Origin of the sequence: Enterococcus sp. DIV1067f, assembly GCF_050543505.1 — a bacterium.
GTDB classification, from domain to species: domain Bacteria; phylum Bacillota; class Bacilli; order Lactobacillales; family Enterococcaceae; genus Enterococcus_D; species Enterococcus_D entomosocium.
Window position 1 is genome coordinate 3,503,561 of the sequence record NZ_CP172940.1, and the last position, 20,226, is coordinate 3,523,786.

The window sequence follows — 20,226 nt, forward strand, 5'->3', positions numbered from 1 at the left end:
ATCTTTTTGACAACGATGCACGACACTTCATGGAAGCAAACAAAAGCCATCCACTCCCATAAAGTATGCGGATAGTTGTCTATTGCAATTTATAGTCTTTCGCAAGCTTTTCGGCTTGTTCTTTTGTTTTCGTGTAAACGTTGCGAGCAGCTGTTTCTAAATCCGTTCGTCCTAATTCGACAGCTTCCATTTCTGCAGTGTAAATAGTCGTTAAGGTACCATCTTCATAGAACGGCGTCTGGTTGATTTTTGCGACACTTTGGGCGTACTCAAAGCCTTCTTTCATCACACCTGATAATTGTCCATCTTCCGTCAATGCTTCGATCGCTTTGCTAGAAGCAGGAATCCCTCTGGAAAGACCCAAAATTTTATTTGCTTCCTCGCCATTTAAAAATTCATTTAAAAATGTTCCTACTTCTTCTGGATGCTCGACATTTTTCCGAACGGCAAAAAGCAGTGAAGGTTTTGACATTAAATTCACCTCGGTGCCGCCTTCTGCGATTGGGTAGTCAACGACGACCATTTCATCCCCTACTTCTTTCAATGCTTCATAATTAGAAGACATACTAGCATTCCAATCGATGCCGCCCGCATATTGTCCTTCAATCCACTTTTTGTTGGTGGCTAAGGATACCGGTTCTGAGCCGACGTTTTCTAAATAATCTTGTCTTGAAACGAAGACCCCAGCATCTGCCATTTCCTTATACCAAGTCATCGCTTCTAAATAGTCTTGTTCTGTCCAATTCATATTTCCTTGTTCATCAAACTCAGACGTTCCAGTCTTTTGTTGCAACCAAATGGTTACTGGAAAACGCCAAGTTGGGGATACGACACAAAAGGTCCCTTCTGGTAACTTCTTAGCGGCTTCCACATAATCGTCCCACGTCTTCAACGTAGTGACATCAATACCATGTCTTTCATATTCGGATTTGTTTAAATACATGACTAAAGTATTTTCCCCATAAGGAACGGCAACCTGCTTTCCATCAACTTGTCCGAATGCCAAAAAATCAGGATCATAGGTGGACAGATCCAAACTATCGATTGTATTAAGATCATAAAACCCGTCATTTTGCCCGAATTGCGGCACCCAATTGTAGAGTAAAGTCGTGATATCCGCCAAAGTATTGCCAGCATACCTCGTCGTGAAGGCTTGATCCAAATCGCCAAAGCCGCTCGGCTCTCCTTTTACTGCAATTTCAGGATGCTCCTTTTCAAAATGAGCAATCATCTCTTGGGTTGCCTGATGGCGATCGTCATTTCCCCACCAACTAAAGCTGATTTCTACTCGATCACCACTCCCCGTTGTCTCAGTCTTTTTTCTCCCAGCATTGCATCCAGCCAACACCAGTGATACAGAAAGCAAAGAACCTACCACTATCAATTGTTTTTTCCATTTTTTCATCACTCTTCCTCCTGATTCTTTTTTAGTAAGTTGGATAAACTAACTTATATGACAAAAAATTTTACCTCTGGTTGAAATCTTTTTTCTTAGTGATCTAAACGGTCTATCTCTTCTTTGAAACCTAGCACTTGTTTCTCTTTTTACGCATAAATTTGACGTCCATGTGCATCTGGAATGCCGCTTTTACGATAAAAATACGTGTTGACTTGATCCCGCCAATCTCTAGCAGAACGAACTTGTTCTTGCAATCGTTCGGCGACGTTTTGATAACTTTCTTCATCGATTTGTCCTTCTAAGGAAGCCCACTCGGTAACATATTCCTCTACTTTTTCATAGCCTTCGAAATGCGTGTCATAGATGTGTTGAATGATCGTTTTGTCGCTTTGTAAGACATGGTCGTATGGCAGATGGTGGAAAAATAAGACAAGTTCATCTGGGCAAGTTTCTACATTTTCGTATGTTTCACACCAAGCATCCGCATACTGCCTTACATAGCCGGTGCCGTCTTTTAACGTTCGATTGACGCCAATGCCCTTTCTATCTGCAAAGTGATACGTCCCCCATCTATCATATTCGTAGCCATCGACATCAGGCCCATAGTGATGATTGGGACGAACCATAAAACCGATACCTAGTGGGGCAGTATAATTTTCATAGGTCTGATAGGACGTAGCGAGGATTGCAAGTAGTCGTTTTTTAGCAGAATCATCTAACTCAAAGGACAAATCGATCCATTCGCAAAGGATAGCTTCCGTGCTTAATTCATTGTTCCAAATCAATCTGCCATAGCCAAAAAGGTTCGCTTGCGCTAGCTTGTGTCCGGTCCAATTATCATCCATGCCGATATTGACGACTGCTGCCACGCCAGAGTATTTAGGATTTGGACTTTGCTCTGGTAGAATCTTCTTTAATGTAGCGTGTTCAAGTGGATGCTTCGTATTAAAATCTAGCACATCTTTCCACATCGGTAGTAAGCAGCAAATGTGCTTTTGTTGTCCGGTATACTCTTGCGTCACTTGGAATTCCAACATTTGATTGGTGTATTTTAACGCGCCAAAAAGCGGCGTCACGGGTTCTCGTACTTGAAAATCAATCGGTCCATTTTTGATCTGTAAAATAACATTTTCCTCAAACGTACCGTCTAATTTCATAAAGTGGTCGTAGGCAGCTTTGGCACGATCAATTGAACGATCTCGCCAATCCTGTAAACAGTCATAAACAAAGCAGCGCCATATCAGTAGCCCTCCATAGGGTTGCAACGCCCGTGCCAGCATATTGGCACCATCATTATGGTCACGCCCGTAAACAAACGGTCCCGGTTCCCCTTCAGAATCAGCTTTGACTACAAACCCACCAAAATTCGGCATCACCTGATAGATTGTATCTGCTGTTTTTTGCCAAAATGCAATAACTTCCTCAGCTAACGGGTCGGCGGTCGTTAGTCCTCCAACGGATAAAGGTGCCGCAAAGTTGATACTTAAAAACGTCCGAATCCCATAGGCAGCGAATGTATCTGCGATCTTTTTAATCTCGATCAAATACGGTTCCGTAATAAACCATTTGGCATCTCCGCGAACATTCACGTTATTGATAGAAACCGCATTCATTCCGATGGAAGCTAAGAAACGCGCATAGTCGCGTACCGTTTCATGGTCTTGCCGAAACTGATTGTTTGAAAAGAAAATCGATTCTCCAGCGTACCCACGTTCAATCGTCCCATCAAAATTATCCCAATGATTGACCATACGAATGGCTTGATTGGGAATCGACCTCAGATTTTCTGGCAACTCAGTGGTTCGAATCACATGCTTGTAAAGTTCAAAGAAGCCATATAACCAGCCTTTACTAGCATTCGCATAAACGACTGTCTGATTGTGCTCATAACTGATCTCAAATCCTTCATCCCCAAGCAGCGCATCCGTTGCCTTTTTGAAATATAACTCTGCATTTGCCTCTTCCACACAGCGGCACATTGGAAATAATGTCTGCATCTCTCGTTTGATCGTATCCGTCAATTGGTCCGACTGCTCGAAACTATATGTCGAAACTACATCAGTTGCTACACGCTTTTTTAGCCAACACTCGTCTTTCTTTCTCATTGCTTCATCCCCTCTTTTATCTAAAGAATCCCTTCCGGCAGTTTCCAAGCAACTTCACTTTCTATGTGAATCCCTCCTCAGAACTTTTTGATTATTTGATAGACGAATAGAAACCGAGGCTTGCCGACACTTTATTTTATAAATGAAATGTGTCAATACCTGTTATTTTAACTTCCCCATTTGAAACACAAAAAAAGGATTGGACGACTGTCCAATCCTTTTGACATAGCGAAATAAGCATAAGGCATCCTGCATAAAATCCCAGAAAATCTGCTTTTCCTACTAGAAAAAGAACAGAATATTAGGTACAATAAACAGGTCGATACCTTAGGGTATTGACTATGGCAACTTGATTAGTCAGTTCGCGTGACTTTTCAAGGCCTCGTATTGGAGCGCCAACTCTGATACGGGGTGCCTTTTTTTATTCGGTTTCTATTCCCCTCTATTGTATAGAAACCCGTTTTGGAAAGCAAGACCAAATCTGAGGGAAATGATTTAATAACAGAAAAGATTTGTGTGCTTTTGATGGTTTTAGGATATATTTTGCGTATTTCTTTTTGTAGCGTAACTCTTTGAGTTTCTTTTTTAAAGTTACTCTTAGATTTTTGCATTAAAATACACAGAATAAGCTTTTATTTATTAGATTGAAACATGTGAGGAGATATCGGATTACACAGAACAGGCTCGCTATGCCTCTAATATTAATCCTGTAGAAAATATGACTTATTTTAAAGCTTTTTAAGAAAGATTACATTATGAATCAACTTTTAAGCAATAAAATTTTTTACTTGAATGCTTTTACTATTACTGACTTCCTTTTAATAAATTTTTGTTGAAAATAGACAATATTATTAATAAGAATAAGAAAGACCAGAAATATCCAAAATTTTTAATAACAAAATACATCGATCAGTAATTTCCCTGAAAGTGAAATCAAAGAAAGGTAACTTACTATCTATGAAAACAACTTGATAGGCAATCAATAGGAAATGATTTCAACATATTTTTCTATCTCCATACCTAATACCGCAATCAAAAACCCATGAAGATCAGAACAAGATTTTTTTATTACACATAAAACTTAATTTTTATTTCTAAATTAAGTTTTATTGGTTAACATCTCTTTTAGTTCTTTTATTGAATAAGCTGGTCTCCTTCTATGCAGCATTGAATGACAATTGGGACATACTGGTTTCATATCACTAATTGGATCAATTTCATAATCTTGACTGATCAAACTTAATTCCTTCTCATGGTGTACGTGAATAAATTTTTTTCCTATTTCTCCATAATTAGATTCAAAATCAAAACCACATACTATACATTTAAATCCATAATGTTTTAAACATAATTTTCTTGCATTCAAATCTCTCTCATATATATTTACAGACCTAGAGATTTTTTTTCCTTCAATAAATTTTTTTCTATTTAGATTTAATAATTCTGACGTCTCTACTCTGGAATTTCTCCCCTGAATTTTCCAAGAAATAAACGCAGGTTTTCCATCTTCATAGTCTCTCAAAATACCTTTTCCTTGATAGAAAAAATCAGGTTTTTTACTATCATATCTTGTAAAAATGTGAACAGGATATCTCCCACTCGTCATTTTTTGGATAGTTGGAACGTAAAAATGATCTGTATTTTTTGTATACCAATATAAAACATCATTCTTCATAATATTCCCATAATTATGACCCGTTCTACCTGCATCAGTAATTGTCGCAAATATATAAAATTTATCTTGATATTGAACATAACCAGTTGACCATATTCCACCGATGTTGTTCGGATTAGGTATACCTAATATTTTACGAATCTCTTTTCTTGTATATGCTTTATCTATTGTAAACATTAATAATCCTCGCAATTAAGTTTTTTAGCACTAACAATAATTATACATCATCTTTTTATCAAAATTGAGTGAAATTAATTTTAATGATTTAGAAGATTTTAATGTTTACTTTAAAAGTTATTGGATATTTCCCTGGACTTACTTGCTTTTTTTTGATATACTGTCAACAATAACTCAGGAGGTGGCGAATTAATGCCTTATGCAATAGACCTATTCTGTGGTGCCGGGGGATTTAGCGAAGGAATACTACAAGCAGGGTTTGACATAATTTTTTCAAGTGATAAAAGCCCAATGGTACAAGAAACATACACTAATCGCCATAGACAACTCGGATTAATAGAAGGGGTAGATACCCATTTTGAGCTAGCTGATATTAAAGATGTGACTTCTGATTATATTTTCAGAACTATCAACTCTTTGAAATACGGAAATATTTTTGCACCGAAAACTATAGATGCCATGTTTGGAGGTCCCCCTTGTCAAGGATTTAGTCGTTTAGGGAAGAGGGATTCTAGCGATCCAAGGAATATGCTTTTTCATGAATACCTAAGACTAATAAGAGATATACGTCCAAAATATGTAGTTATGGAAAACGTAACTGGAATTTTGGATATGCAAATGCTGGATTTCCCAAGTGTCATTGGCCAAGTCTATAACGGCCAACACCTTGTACCTTATATTTTGCAAAATGAACTAGAGAAACTCGACTATACTGTATTGGAAATGAAAGTATTGAATGCTGCTAATTTCGGCGTACCTCAACAAAGGAACCGTGCTATCTTTCTTGCTTATAGAAACGACGTTCCCCCAATTAATTATCCAACTTCTATTGATACAAATGTTACAGTTTACGATGCTTTAGGTGACCTTTATTATGAGTATATGTACTCGACCGACTATTCTATAAAAAGCATGCATGGAAGAACTCCTATGAAAAATCTAAATAGTACTATAAAACGAGAAAAAATTACAAATATGGAAATATCTAAACATGATATAACCGTAACAGAAAGATTTTCGCTTTATAAGGAAGGAGAAAATCGAAAGAAAGCTTTAGACAGGATCAAATTTGAAGGAATTGATTTACTAGAAGAGACTCCAGATTTATTTTATGAGACATTATTTCAAATAAATAGCACTCATAATTCTAAAGTAATCCAAGAGACACTCAAATTATATGATTCAGGAGCACAAATAAATTTTTCTGATCGTTGGCTTAATAATACCAACAAACAACTATCTTTAATTCTTAAATATGAAAAAAATATTGACTCAAGAAAATTATTAAAAGATTCTATCCTAGCCTTATCACGTAGAATACATTTAGAGTATGAAACAACTTTAGAATTTCTGAATAAAATAAAACCTTTATTAAATAAAAATATTTCTAAAAAAGAGCTTCAAAAGCGACTTCTAGATGGAGATATTGATTCCGAATTAGCGAATGCTCTTTTTACAAAAAAAGGTATTCGCACTCGTTTAAACTCAAAAAAAGTTGCACCTACTATGGTTACTTTACCAGATGATTATATCCATCCATATTTTAATAGAATACTAACTGTTAGAGAAATGGCTAGACTACAATCTTTTGATGATAGCTTTGAGTTTCTTGGAAAAAGAACCACAGGTGGAAGTAAACGAGCTTTAGAAACACCACAATTTACTCAAGTTGGAAATGCTGTTCCACCCCTACTAGCAAAAGCAATAGCTGAGGAGGTCCTTAAAGCTATATGCTCTGCAAAATAAGCAAAAAGAGAAAGCAAGTTTCGCTTTCTCTCTTTTTTATACTAATTCAATTTTCTCCATACTCCCAAAAAGTAACTTTCTATATTTTTTCTTTATTCTCCAAGCATTCCCATGATTTTTCCCTTTATATTTACCTTCAGGCGTTGTATATCCTCTCCAATCATAAGTTATACCCCCTGTTTTTACTAAAGCCAAAAAAGTTGTAAACTGCGGCTCTCTAGAGAGCTCTGCTTCAAAATAATTAAATTCCACAGTATCATTTACCACTTGCTGTTCAGCATTTACCCATAAAGTAGCAGGATGCTTTAAATGCAACTCTTTTTTTAAAGTATCAAAAGTCCAAAAAGCTGTTAATTCATGTAAATCCTTGTCGATCCACTTTCTCAACTCGATTTGTCTATTTTCCTCATTTATTTCAAGAAAAAAACCAATTTTGTTCTGCGGTGCTTCCTTTACGCCGATGGTAATATACAAAGTTTTATAGCCCTTGTGTTTTTCGGATTCGTATCCGTATAATCGAGTAAATGCAGATACTCTAAAACGATCTATTTTCTCTTTTTTCTCAATACTTGTCCCCTCAAATCTGGGTCTTAGAGTAAACAAAGTATCCATAGTTTTTCCAGACTTAGCTTTTATCTCGATTTTCCCTTCAAAATCAGCTTTTTGACTATTGTTTACCTTAATACCTAACAAATATTCTAAAGTATCCCCCACATCCTTGGGAGAGACTTGTCCTTTTCCTTTAGAATTTTTATGGAATCCTGCCTTTGATATCTTTCTTATTTCAGGGATCAATCTATTTAACGCTTCTTCAATCTCATCTATACCAAATACAGATAGTAAATTTGTACGAGAAGCCATATTACTTGTTAAGTTTAATATAACTATTTTTGGTTCCTTATGAAGTTTGACAACTGTGACATATAATAAATCCCCCGTGTTTAACTTACCTTGTTCAAACATTCTTTTTATACCATAAATCGAAAATCTGGGGTCACTTCTTTTCCCTTTAACTTTATAAAAGTTCATGATAATTTTTTCAGAAGTTTCATTTAATACTAATTCTACTTCTGGTCTTATTCCATTTTTTCCGCCATTTTTTAAACTACTATAATCGACTACGTCACTGCTTTTCAACAAATCCCTGAGCAGAGCATTAGCATCAATATTATTTTTTTTTATCATAGTTTCTGTAAGCCTTATTAATACATACTCAGATTCATTAAATTTATGTATTTCATTAATATTGTACAATTCATTTGAATTAGGTTCAAAAATCATCTTATTCCCTTTCTAATGTAAAAATATTTTTAATTAAATGAATCCTTAGTTAATCTCAAAATCCTTGACACATCATCAATTTCTAAAGCATCCGCGATCCTCTCAATGTGTTCTAAATAAATTTTTTTCCTTTTTCCATTTGCCAAATTGCTTAAATTTGATGGCTCAATTCCCGACAATCTTGCGAGTTCTCTTAAAGACATTTGACGTTCCGCTAATAAATCGTTGATCAGCACTTCCACTTTTCTACCACCTTCATTTTCGTTCATTTACACTTCCTCCTCATGTTGTCTATATAAACATGTTATAATATATTGATTTCAGATTGTTGTTCGTATAGACATGGGTCTTGTACGATTGAAGAAGGGACCTATTATGAAAACAGGAAAATAGAATTACTGACAGATAAGATTCACCCAATTAAAGCTATTACTCAACAAGATATCAATGCGCTAGAAGTAACACATGAGCAACTTCAATCATGGTCAGCAATACTAGAAGTATTACCCAAATTATTCGATTGTGAAAAAGAACCAATTAATAAAGAAAGATTATTCAAAATTACCTTTAGATACGAAAAAAAAGACACTTCCCCAAAAAGGAAAGTGTCTCGAATCTTCGATAAAAAGATTAACGTTTTGAAAACTGTGAAGCTTTACGAGCTTTCTTAAGACCTGGTTTTTTACGTTCAACCATACGTGCGTCACGAGTAAGTAAGCCAGCACGTTTAAGAGCTAAACGGAAATCAGGATCAACTTGTAACAATGCGCGTGCGATACCGTGACGGATTGCACCTGATTGTCCAGCGTATCCACCACCATTTACGTTTACAAAAACATCGTATGAACCTTTAGTTTCTGTAACGCCGAATGGTTGGTTGATTACTTCACGCAAGTCTGCGTGTGGGATGTATTCTTCAACATCTTTTTTGTTAACAGTAATTTTACCAGTACCTGGTACTAAACGTACGCGGGCTACTGCATTTTTACGACGGCCAGTGCCGATATATTGAGCTTGTGCCAATGAAATTCCCTCCTATTAGATTAAGTTTGTGATGTCCAATACTTCTGGTTGTTGTGCAGCATGTGGGTGTTCAGCGCCAGCATAAACATGAAGTTTCATTCCTTGTTTACGGCCTAAAGTGTTTTTAGGAAGCATGCCTTTTACAGAAGTTTCGATCAAACGACGAGAATTTTTAGCACGTAATTCTCCAGCAGAGACTGATTTCAATCCTCCTGGGAAGTTTGAGTGACGGTAATAAATTTTATCGCTTGCTTTGTTACCTGTTAATTTGATTTTTTCTGCATTAATGACGATTACGAAATCGCCTGTATCCACATGAGGTGTGAATGTTGGTTTATTTTTACCACGTAAGACAGATGCTACTACTGCTGAAAGACGACCCATAGGAACATCTGTTGCATCTACTACGTACCATTTACGTTCTACTTCGCCTGATTTGGCCATATATGTTGTACGCACAATTTTTTCCTCCAATTCAATTTCACGAATGTTTGACATACACTTGAGTTTCCGGGGCTCTTGTGGGGCAAACAATACCATATAACATAATACCTTCTATAAAGCCTAATGTCAACGTAATTCCGCCTCTTTTTGAAAATTTTCTCCATTCATTTTCTGCCATTTTCTCTGAAAAACGAAACTTGTTGTTGCAGGCTGCTAAAACTGAATAGATTTATGAATATTATGTATAAACTTTCATCCACGAAGTGAGCATCCACTTCTTTTCCTTAACCATCGATAATAGTATAAAAACCTGATAATCGCCACTTTTATGTATAAATATTTAATTTTACCCTTGATTTATTATTTTTATTCTGATAAGATAGCTTCAATCACTTGAAAACACGCGGAAAAGGAGTTAATAAGTATGAAAGAAAAAGTAATATTGGCCTATTCTGGAGGATTAGATACCTCCGTTTCAATTAAATGGTTAACGGACCAAGGATATGATGTGGTGGCTTGCTGCCTAGACATCGGTGAAGGTCGCGACACCCAATCCATTAAAGACAAAGCTTTGGCAGTTGGCGCGATTGAATCTTATGCCATCGATGCCCGCGAAGAATTCGCCCAAGATTTTGCTTTGATCGCTTTACAAGGCAATACTTTTTATGAAAATTCTTATCCTCTTGTTTCCGCTTTGTCTCGTCCATTGATCGCCAAGAAATTGGTGGAGTTGGCATTAGCGACTGGCGCAACGACCGTCGCCCACGGCTGTACTGGTAAGGGCAACGACCAAGTTCGGTTTGAAGTAGCGATCGCCGCTTTAGCGCCTCACTTGAAAGTCATCGCACCGGTTCGGGAATGGAAATGGTCGCGAGAAGAAGAGATTGCCTATGCGGCTGAAAAAGGAGTGCCGATTCCCGCTGACTTGGACAATCCATATTCCATCGACCAAAACTTGTGGGGACGTGCCTGTGAGTGCGGCGTCTTAGAAGATCCTTGGGCAACACCGCCAAAAGGAGCCTACGCCATCACGCAAGAATTAGAAGATACGCCTGACGTACCGACGATCGTTGAGATCACCTTTGATCAAGGGGTACCGACCGCCATTGATGGTGAAACGATGAATCTAGCAGAATTGATCATGAAATTGAACCGGATGGCTGGCGAACATGGCGTTGGTCGGATCGACCATATTGAAAATCGTCTGGTGGGGATCAAATCACGGGAAGTTTATGAATGTCCAGGAGCGATCGCTTTGATGACGGCTCATAAAGAATTGGAAGATTTGGTCTTTGTACGGGAATTGGCGCATTTCAAACCAATCATCGAGCAGCAATTAGCGCAAGTCATCTATGATGGTCTTTGGTTCAATCCATTGACGGAAGCCTTGATTACCTTCCTGAAAAGCACACAAGTCTACGTCAACGGAATCGTGCGTTTGAAATTATTCAAAGGCAACGTCATCTGTGAAGGACGGAAATCTGAAAACAGCCTGTACGATGAAAACTTAGCAACGTATACTTCTGCAGATACCTTTGATCAGCATGCGGCCATCGGCTTCATCAAATTATGGGGACTGCCAAGCAAAGTGCACGCTGAGATCCAAGCACAACAGCAACTAACAGAAACATTGATTTAAGTATGCACGGCTGAAGCTGCCGCTTCAGCCGTAATCTTTTTTTGAGGTGAGAATATGGCAAAATTATGGGGCGGACGTTTCGATGGAAAAAATGAAGCATGGATCGATGCTTTTGGGGCTTCCATCACGTTTGATCAAAAGTTAGCAAAGCAAGACATTCTTGGCAGTTTGGCACATGTCAAAATGCTGGTCCATACGGGCATCATCAGTCAAACCGATGGCGAAGCGATCATTGACGGCTTGACCACGATTCAACAGCAATTAGCCGCTGGCGAATTGACCTTCACGATTGAAAATGAGGACATCCATTTAAACATCGAGACATTCTTGCATGAATTGATTGGACCAGTGGCAGGCAAATTGCATACTGCCCGTAGTCGTAATGACCAAGTGGCAACCGATATGCATTTGTATTTGAAAGAAGTCGTGCAAGACGTGATCACTTTGATCGCTGAATTGCGAGAAGCGCTGGTTTTACAAGCCGAAGCCAACATCTACACCATCATGCCCGGTTATACCCATCTGCAGCATGCACAGCCGATTTCTTTTGCCCATCACCTCTTAGCCTATTACAGTATGCTGACGCGTGACCAAGAGCGTTTCAGTGAGAGTTTGAGTCGCATCGATGTGATGCCTTTAGGCAGTGCTGCTTTGGCAGGAACTACCTTCCCTATCGATCGTGCCTTCACTGCTCAAGAGTTAGGGTTCAGCAATATTTACAGCAACAGCCTAGATGCGGTCAGCGATCGTGATTTTATCTTGGAATTTTTAAGCAACGCATCTTTATTGATGATGCATCTGTCTCGTTTTTGTGAAGAGCTGATTCTTTGGTGCAGCCACGAGTACCAATTTGTGGAACTGACCGATACCTTCTCAACTGGCAGTTCCATCATGCCTCAAAAGAAAAACCCTGACATGGCGGAGCTGATCCGTGGAAAAACAGGACGTGTCTATGGGAACCTCTTTGGCCTTTTGACGGTCATGAAGGGCTTGCCGCTGGCGTACAACAAAGATTTCCAAGAAGACAAAGAAGGCATGTTTGACAGCGCCGAAACCATCACGAAAAGCTTGCAGATCATGACGGGCATGATCGCAACGATGATAGTCAATCAGGCACGGATGCAAGAATCCACTGAAAAGGATTTTTCCAACGCAACAGAATTAGCGGATTACTTAGCTGGCAAAGGCGTGCCTTTCAGACAAGCCCATGAGATCGTCGGCAAACTCGTCAGCGAGTGTTTGAGCAAAGGCATCTATCTGCAAGATGTTTCCTTGGAAGACTACCAAGCGATCCATCCTGCCATCGACAGCGATATTTTTGAAAAACTTGATTCCTATACCGCCGTCAAAAATCGTCATTCTTATGGCGGCACCGGTTTTGATCAAGTGGCACAGCAAATTGAAGCCGCCAAAACGTTATTAGCAAGCAAGTAAAAAAACCAGCGAAGAAAATTCTTCGCTGGTTTTTTTGTGGATTAATGACGTACGCGAGATTTCGCTGGATCGATCAATGGCGCTTCGCCTAAGTGCGCTTGGATCATCCAAATACGTTTTTCGATGGCTGTTTTGAAGCCGATGAAGATATCTTGGGTTGGATCGTCGCCTTCTTCACCAGATACTTCGATCCCTTTTTGGTATAAGTCCGCTAAATAACGGTAGCCTTCCACCAATGTAGCTAAGCGTTCTGGAATCGTGCGGTCCCAGTTGCCGACTTCATCAGGGATTTGAGTGTGTTCTGCCATTTCACGCAAAGTTGAATATGGTGAACCGTCTAATGTAATCAAGCGTTCAGAAACTTCATCCAATTGCTCATTTAGATCATCCATGAATTCGTCCATCATTGGATGCAATGTCAAAAAGCCAGGTCCACGCATGTACCAGTGTGTTTGGTGAACGACCATAGCCATTTGGCTTAAATCAGCAACAAGTTGGTTTAATACTTCTTTTGTTTGTTCAAATTTCATAACGATTCCTCCTCTAAATTATCTATTTTAAGGATAATACGAAACAAATAAAAAGTACAACAAAATCATCTATTTGAGAAAATTTCTCACTCTCTTACGTATTTCTTTATAAGGAGGATCGAAAAATGACGATTTTCGTGTTTTTTTTAGGCGCTTTACTCGGCTTCTTTTGGCTTTTGCTCTTACAAACCCTGTTTTGGAATCCGTCAAAAAGTGATTCTCGTTCTCATTACCAGAAGGTGAACAAAGTTTCGGATAACCATTGGTTTTTTCGCCTTCCTACAATATGGCTTTCATCCCTACTTTATTGGGCCTTCACCTGCTTGTGCTATGGCGGACTTTGCGTGGTTGCCGTTCATGATTCAGAAAGCTTCTTGACTTTTGTCTGGCTGACCAGTGCCTTTTTACTCAGCTTGACCGACTTGATAGACTATAGCGTCTACCCGCAACTGCTGTACCCCGGCCACCTACTTCTCGCGCTGGCACAGCTTAGAAGCGGCGCTTCTTTTCAATGGCTGTCTTTAGGCTTGCTGGTTCCACTGATCTTTTTTGTCTGGCAGGAAAAAATGGGCGGCGGCGATCTATTAGTGCTATCAGGCTGGAGTATTTGGCTAACGCCGACGACCCTTTTGGCCCTCTTACTGGTAGCCAGTAGTCTTGGGCTCCTCGCTTTTTTTAGCTATCAAGGCATCTGGAAGAAACGATTGGCGCAGTTGCCCTTCGTTCCCTTCTTGAGTCTTGGTTTGCTGATTGTTCGCTTCCTAGCGTTTCATACTTTTGACGCTTTTTTTCTTTGAAGTGAAGAAAAACGGGGCAGGAAAAAGCGGGACAAGTTGGCCTCATCCCGCTTTCTCTTTCTGCTCTGTTGCTTCCCCTGCCTATGATAACGGCGTCCGTTTTTTGCGATCAAGGTAGATGCCTACTGCGATCACTACTAACAACAGTCCCAAGACGACCCAACCAGCGGTCGTGGTGTCATTGGTTTTCGGTAAGTTGCCAGTGCCCGGCTTCGTTGTTTTGCCTTCTTTGACACGGTTGTTGAATACCATGTCTGCCGTTTGTTCCGCTTCAGCCACTAATTTTCCGGCTTGATCTTTGACTGTGACCGTCACTTGATAGGTGGTTTCATCATAGATGATCGTTGCGTCATTGCCAGCTTTTTCACGAATCGTGTAACGATGTTCCCCAGCATCGTCATATGTCAATGCATCAAAAGTAATCGTTCCGTTTGCGTCATTGCGTTGGGTTTGCAGAACCTTTCCAGCTTCATCCACTAATTCAAATGCGAATTCGTTGGCTTGCAAGTCTCTACCCGTCAAGACTTTCTTCGCACTTAGTACGACACTGCCAGCTTTTGGTTGGTAGCTGTTTTCGAAGACTTGATTGTCTTCATATTCCGCCACTGCAGTCAACTGTCCGGCTTCATCGGTGACCGTTACGACTACTGCCAGTTCTTTCGCATCGTAGGTGATGGTACCGTCAGTTCCTGCTTTCTCACGAATAGTGTAGTGGTACTCACCTGTCTCCTCGTAAGAAAGAGCATCAAAGTAGATCTTGCCAGTGGCGTCGTTGGCTTTTGTTTGAAGTACAGTTCCGTCTTCATCCACTAGTTCAAAATTAAACTCATTTGCTTGTAATGTGCGGCCGGTTAAGACTTTCTCGGCACTCAATACGACACTGCCAGCTTTTGGTTGATAGCTGTTTTCAAAGACTTGGTTGCCTTCGTATTCGGCAACTGCGGTCAACTGTCCATCTTCATCCGTCACGGTCACGACTACCGCTAGTTCTTTTGTATCGTACGTGATAGTGCCATCGCTGTCTATTTTCTCACGAATGGTGTAGTGGTACTCACCTGTTTCTTCGTAAGGGAGCGCGTCAAAGTAGATCTTGCCAGTGGCATCATTGGCTTTTGTTTGAAGTACAGTTCCGTCTTCATCCACTAGTTCAAAATTAAACTCATTTGCTTGTAATGTGCGGCCGGTTAAGACTTTCTCGGCACTCAATACGACACTGCCAGCTTTTGGTTGATAGCTGTTTTCAAAGACTTGGTTGCCTTCGTATTCTGCCACTGCAGTCAATTGTCCGTCTTCATCAGTGACGGTAACGACTACTGCCAGTTCTCTCGTATCGTAAGTGATGGTGCCATCGTTTCCTGCTTGCTCACGGATGGTATAGCGGTATTCGCCAGCTTCCTCATAGGCGAGAGCGTCAAAGTAGATTTGTCCGGTTGCATCATTGGCTTTTGTTTGAAGAACAGTTCCTTCTTCATCTACCAGTTCAAAGGCAAATTCGTCAGCTTGTAAGGTGCGTCCGGTCAAGACTTTCTCGGCACTCAGTACGACACTACCAGCTTTTGGTTGATAGTCGTTTTCAAAGATCGCATTGCCATCATATGTTGCTTTTGCCACCAGTTGCCCGTCTTCATCGGTTACTTTCACGACAACGCCAATTTCTTTCATGTCATAGGTAATGGTACTATCTGCGTCAGCTTTTTCTCGAATCGTGTAGCGGTATTCGCCGACTTCGTCATACGTTAATTCATCGAAGTAGATTTGTCCGGTTGCGTCATTGGTTTTCGTCTGCAACACGTTACCTGCTTCACCGACTAGCTCAAAGGAAAACTCGTTGGCTTCCAGCGTGCGACCGGTCAATACTTTCTCAGCATTCAGCACCACTCCGCCGTCTTTTGGCGTATAGTCATTTTCAAAGACTTGGTTGCCTTCATATTCCGCAACTGCGGTCAACTGTCCATCTTCATCCGTCACGGTCACAACTACCGCTAGTTCTTTTGCATCGTAAGTGATGGTGCCGTCAGTTCCTGCTTTCTCGCGAATGGTGTAGTGGTATTCGCCTGCTTCATCATATGCGAGAGCGTCAAAGTAGATCTTGCCAGTGGCATCATTGGCTTTTGTTTGAAGAACAGTTCCTGCTTCATTGACTAATTCGAAGTCAAATTCTTCTGCTTTCAAATCACGACCGATCAGCACTTTCCCAGCATTCAAAACGACACTACCGGCTTTTGGCGTATAGTCATTTTCGAAGACTTGATTGCCTTCATAGACTGCTTTCGCAATCAACTGGCTATCTTCTTCCGTGACGGTCACAGTTACCTTTAGTTCTTTGTCGCTATAGGTGATGGTTGGATCATCGCCGGCTTTTTCCCGAATCGTGTAATGGTATTCGCCAGGCTCATTGTAAGTGATGGCGTCAAAGGCAACTTGACCGTTGCCATCATTAGTTTGTGTTAAAATCACAGAGCCAGTTTCATCCACTAGTTGGAACGTAAATTCGCCGTCTTTTAGCTCGCGCCCATCAAGCAGCTTCTGAACATTCAAGGCGTGGGTCGTTTCTTTGATTTCCCGCTTGTTGGCTAGTTCAAAGACATAATTGACTTGCTTATCAGAAATAGTGAAGGTGTACTGAGTCGCATCTCGTTCGTATCCTTCCGGTGCGGTGATTTCTTGGATCATATAATCGCCGTAACGCAGATTGTCGATCCGATCAATGGCGTTGCCGTTTTCCATGATCTGATTGTTTTTCACCACCAGATTCGATAAGATGACTTCATAGGTATTTTGCGCATTTTTGCGGCTTAATTGGAAAACCGCTTCTTTATCGATCCCTCGTTCTTTGGTGCCGTCTGCATCGTATTTCATGATCGTTAAAGAGCCGTTCGTCCCAGAAGACGTTCCGCTGCCATCTGTCGATTTGATGGTGATTTCTTTGGTCACTGTGTGAATCTCGATCTCACTACCCGTCAAATTGACACTGTTGGCCACCCGTTCATTGTTCAAAATCCCGGGATCAAGCTGTGTTTGATAAACAATAAAGTATGGTTTATCAATCATTTCTTCAAAAGCGATCACTAACGATTGCGTCCCTGCTACCACATCCGAGGTGATTTTCGGATTGTCTTCGTTGGTGAAGGTGACTTTTTCTCCTTTTTCCCACGTACCATTGTTTAAGACCGCTTCATACACATCTACGATCACGGCATCGTCGGCATCTCGTAAAAAGGTGTGTTGATTGTAGTTGATGGTATCGGTCACTACCGCATTGTGGATTTTGCGGCTGTCAGCATTGATCATGACTTCCCAATCGATCAACCGATTGTTTTCGGCATTCTGACTACCGTTTTTCATCAACCAGTCCGTTTTCGCCGACTTATCGGCTTGGCCATCCGCGGTCAACGTTGTATCGTTGTCTGTCAACGTGATGGTATTTTTGTAGGTAAATACATCTTCCGCTGCTTCCGTTGCCAAGAAGACCGCCAGTGTTTCTGACGTTTCTTTCAGCAAGGTGATCGTAACTTTTTTCGTGTCAGGGTCATAAGTGTAACTGTAATCCTCGTTTAGCACCAATTGCTCTTTCAGTGCTCTGACTTGCGTCGTATACCCAGTTACTGTGACCGTGTAAAGCGCCAAGTCTTTCAAGGTTTGGCCTTCTTGCAGCTGGTCCGTGATGATTGCATCTTTGTTGATTTTTTCTTTGTACGTATTGAATAGCCCCATCCAATAGACTTGATCGCTAGAGGCGGTCTGCTCATCAAAAATAGTTCCTAAGTTCCGACCTAATACGGCAGTAATCGCTTTGGCGACATCTTCCCCTTCACCAATAAATAGGCCGTATTTCAAGGCATTTTTTAACCAGTTGGTATCCATCCAAGTATTGGATTCAGAGGCTTCCGTGAACGTATTGCCGGCTTCGTCTTTATAATGGACAAACGCTGCATTACTAAAACGACTGCTAGAACTTCCTAATGCGATCTGCTGTGAAACATCGAAGCTAGTTTTGAAATTAACCGTGATCGTTGTCGAGGTCGTTTGGTACGCCCCTTGCAGCTTGATCCGAAAACCAGTCTCAAGTTCCTTCGTTGAGCCATCGGCTAGCGTTTTCGTTTCTGTGATTAGCTCTAGCGTATAGTCGGTATTGAGCTCTAAAGGCTCGGTCACTCCGCTTGCCGTCACTACCAGCGTATCCGCCAACAAGGCCAGTGCGCTGCTGTTTGCGCCAGAGATCAATTGATAGCGGTCTTCGATGATTAGGTCACTGACTTTTTGCTGATTGGTATTGGCATCAATTTTCCATGCGACAGTCTTCGTTTCATAGTCTTTGGTGCCAGCTGTTTTCACGACACCGATCGTTTTGGTTGGCGTCACTGTCCCACTGCCCGTCAATGAGGTATTTTGATTGTCGCGGATCGAAGCGTAGTTGTAAATACGAGTATCAGCTAGAACAGATTCATACAACTGGGTATCGTATTGGATCTTGTAGTAACCAGCTTTGGCAAACGTGATGCCAAAGCGGACGATTTCCCCCTCTTTATCCAGCTGGTACGTCCCATCAAAGGACCAATCTTCTGCTGGGATCGAGTTACCATCTTTGTCCGTGATCACCAAAGTCTCTGGAACAAAAAAATGTAGGGCTTTTTCAGGATCCGTTCCTGAATAGGTCTGATCCAAAACTCTGGCTTGGTCTTTGTCCAATGTGACGGAAATTTCCCATGATGCTCGTTTCGTTTCTTGATCATAGCCTTTGAACCGTTTGTATTCCGATTGCTCATCGTAAGTAACCGTTGCTTCTGCAGTTTTTTCTGTAAAATCGCTGCCGTTGATTGTTGCCGTGTTTTTGAAAGAAGAAGCCGTTGGATCGGTGACTGCACTATTGATGACGATTCGAACCGGTTGATTAACCGTTTGATTGAAGGTAAACGTGTTGTTGACGCTGTTAAAAGTATATAAGCCATCGGTACGAACCCACTCCTCGGTGGCTTTATCGTACAAGTAGCCTGTCGAAGTACTATAAGACAAACCTTGAGGCATTTTATCGGTGATCACCACATCATGCAATTCACGACTGGTTTGGTTAAAAATAATTTCCCAAACCACTGAACCGCTGGAAGTCACGTTACCAGTCTTAATGATGTCGACTTCATAAATAGGCAATGTAATGATGATCTCATGACCATCTTCATCGTAGATCCCAGTATGAATCGTCACTTCTTCGGTGACAGTGCTCACACTTAATTCCGTAATTAGATCGATAGTCCCTGAGCGGTTGGAAAGTGTTTGTGCCGCTTCGTTAAAAGTAACAGTCAACGTGCCATCGAGTGCTAAGGTAAAGGTTCCGATCGATTGCCCACCAGAACGGGTCAATTCGCCGCTAACGGTGTTATGAATAGCAAAATATTCCGGTAATTGATACGTATAATAATCGCCAGCGCGAATTTCTTCCGTATCTGCTAACGACCAGTCAAAATGAATTTTGATGTTGCCGTTATACATCGGTGGATTTTCGGCAGTGAAGGGTTGATCGTTTAAGTCAGTAATTCGGACATTGTCAAAAAGTTGTACTCCCCGTTCGTTTAGGTTGGCACTAAGATTCTCAGCGGTAGTAGAAGCTTCCGTTTCCGCCTCAGTATCTGGTGCTCGGGGTTGAATGCTGTTTTGATTCAGTGTCGAAGATGCTTGGGTTGCTTGACTTTCACTAGGGACGGTTGCTTGTTCTTCTTCTGCTTGACTCATTTCTGACTGAACTGCTCCCGCTGTCGATGAATCCGTAGGTGCTTTTTCCGTATCGATCGTTCCGGTCTCAGGTTCGGTACTTTCCAGCGTTTCAGCCGTTCTTTCGGTACTATCAGTTGCGTTGATTGCTTCTGCTAGTATGATCGTTGGTTCACAAAAAATGGAGCCAAGCAAGACTAGCAAACATATATAGATAGAAAATTGTTTTTTCATAATTGTTCATTCCTTTTTTTATTAAATTTTTTCAAT

13 protein-coding genes are annotated in these 20,226 nt (G+C 40.7%); 4 read left to right on the forward strand and 9 right to left on the reverse strand.

Going from position 1 to position 20,226, the window contains the following annotated elements; genetic code table 11:
• Positions 1-79 precede the first annotated feature (79 nt).
• From IGJ42_RS16260 to IGJ42_RS16270, 3 genes are all read right to left on the reverse strand, one after another.
• On the reverse strand, positions 80-1,405 hold the full coding sequence (locus IGJ42_RS16260; protein ID WP_430615816.1) for an ABC transporter substrate-binding protein: 1,326 nt from the start codon (positions 1,403-1,405) through the stop codon (positions 80-82).
• A 140-nt stretch (positions 1,406-1,545) separates the two neighbouring features.
• On the reverse strand, positions 1,546-3,504 hold the full coding sequence (locus IGJ42_RS16265; protein WP_430615818.1) for an alpha-glucuronidase: 1,959 nt from the start codon (positions 3,502-3,504) through the stop codon (positions 1,546-1,548).
• Positions 3,505-4,603: 1,099 nt separating this feature from the next.
• A complete protein-coding gene (locus tag IGJ42_RS16270; protein ID WP_220426927.1) occupies positions 4,604-5,356 on the reverse strand; it encodes a DUF3427 domain-containing protein in 753 nt (250 codons plus the stop codon).
• 192 nt (positions 5,357-5,548) lie between these two features.
• On the opposite strand from IGJ42_RS16270, the gene IGJ42_RS16275 reads away from it, so the two are divergent.
• The gene (locus tag IGJ42_RS16275; RefSeq protein WP_220426926.1) at positions 5,549-7,102 is read left to right on the forward strand and encodes a DNA cytosine methyltransferase; all 1,554 of its coding nucleotides are present in this window, start codon (positions 5,549-5,551) and stop codon (positions 7,100-7,102) included.
• A 36-nt stretch (positions 7,103-7,138) separates the two neighbouring features.
• Here the strand turns inward: IGJ42_RS16275 and IGJ42_RS16280 are convergent, their stop codons facing one another.
• The 4 genes from IGJ42_RS16280 to rplM all read right to left on the reverse strand — a co-directional run bounded on the left by IGJ42_RS16280 (position 7,139) and on the right by rplM (position 9,868).
• The gene (locus tag IGJ42_RS16280) at positions 7,139-8,383 is read right to left on the reverse strand and encodes an MvaI/BcnI family restriction endonuclease (RefSeq protein ID WP_430615819.1); all 1,245 of its coding nucleotides are present in this window, start codon (positions 8,381-8,383) and stop codon (positions 7,139-7,141) included.
• 29 nt (positions 8,384-8,412) lie between these two features.
• On the reverse strand, positions 8,413-8,652 hold the full coding sequence (locus IGJ42_RS16285) for a helix-turn-helix domain-containing protein (protein WP_220426924.1): 240 nt from the start codon (positions 8,650-8,652) through the stop codon (positions 8,413-8,415).
• A 361-nt stretch (positions 8,653-9,013) separates the two neighbouring features.
• Positions 9,014-9,406: a 30S ribosomal protein S9 gene (gene rpsI / locus IGJ42_RS16290; protein ID WP_003128901.1), complete on the reverse strand. Its 393-nt coding sequence runs from the start codon at positions 9,404-9,406 to the stop codon at positions 9,014-9,016.
• A 15-nt stretch (positions 9,407-9,421) separates the two neighbouring features.
• Positions 9,422-9,868, reverse strand: a complete 447-nt coding sequence (rplM, locus tag IGJ42_RS16295) for a 50S ribosomal protein L13 (RefSeq protein ID WP_318651954.1) — start codon at positions 9,866-9,868, stop codon at positions 9,422-9,424.
• 406 nt (positions 9,869-10,274) lie between these two features.
• Between rplM and IGJ42_RS16300 the strand changes: the two genes are divergently transcribed.
• Both IGJ42_RS16300 and argH read left to right on the forward strand, forming a co-directional pair.
• Complete coding sequence (locus tag IGJ42_RS16300) at positions 10,275-11,489, forward strand: argininosuccinate synthase (RefSeq protein ID WP_005233014.1); 1,215 nt, start codon at positions 10,275-10,277, stop codon at positions 11,487-11,489.
• 54 nt (positions 11,490-11,543) lie between these two features.
• On the forward strand, positions 11,544-12,923 hold the full coding sequence (argH, locus tag IGJ42_RS16305; RefSeq protein WP_430615820.1) for an argininosuccinate lyase: 1,380 nt from the start codon (positions 11,544-11,546) through the stop codon (positions 12,921-12,923).
• A gap of 41 nt (positions 12,924-12,964) precedes the next feature.
• Here the strand turns inward: argH and IGJ42_RS16310 are convergent, their stop codons facing one another.
• Positions 12,965-13,453, reverse strand: coding sequence for a Dps family protein (locus IGJ42_RS16310; RefSeq protein ID WP_005230382.1), 489 nt, complete (start codon positions 13,451-13,453; stop codon positions 12,965-12,967).
• Between the two features lie 125 nt (positions 13,454-13,578).
• On the opposite strand from IGJ42_RS16310, the gene IGJ42_RS16315 reads away from it, so the two are divergent.
• Entirely contained in the window at positions 13,579-14,250 is a 672-nt protein-coding gene (locus tag IGJ42_RS16315) for a prepilin peptidase (RefSeq protein ID WP_430615822.1), read from the forward strand.
• An 81-nt stretch (positions 14,251-14,331) separates the two neighbouring features.
• Here IGJ42_RS16315 and IGJ42_RS16320 read toward each other — a convergent pair whose 3' ends face one another.
• Entirely contained in the window at positions 14,332-20,190 is a 5,859-nt protein-coding gene (locus IGJ42_RS16320) for a Spy0128 family protein (RefSeq protein WP_430615824.1), read from the reverse strand.
• Positions 20,191-20,226: the final 36 nt, after the last annotated feature.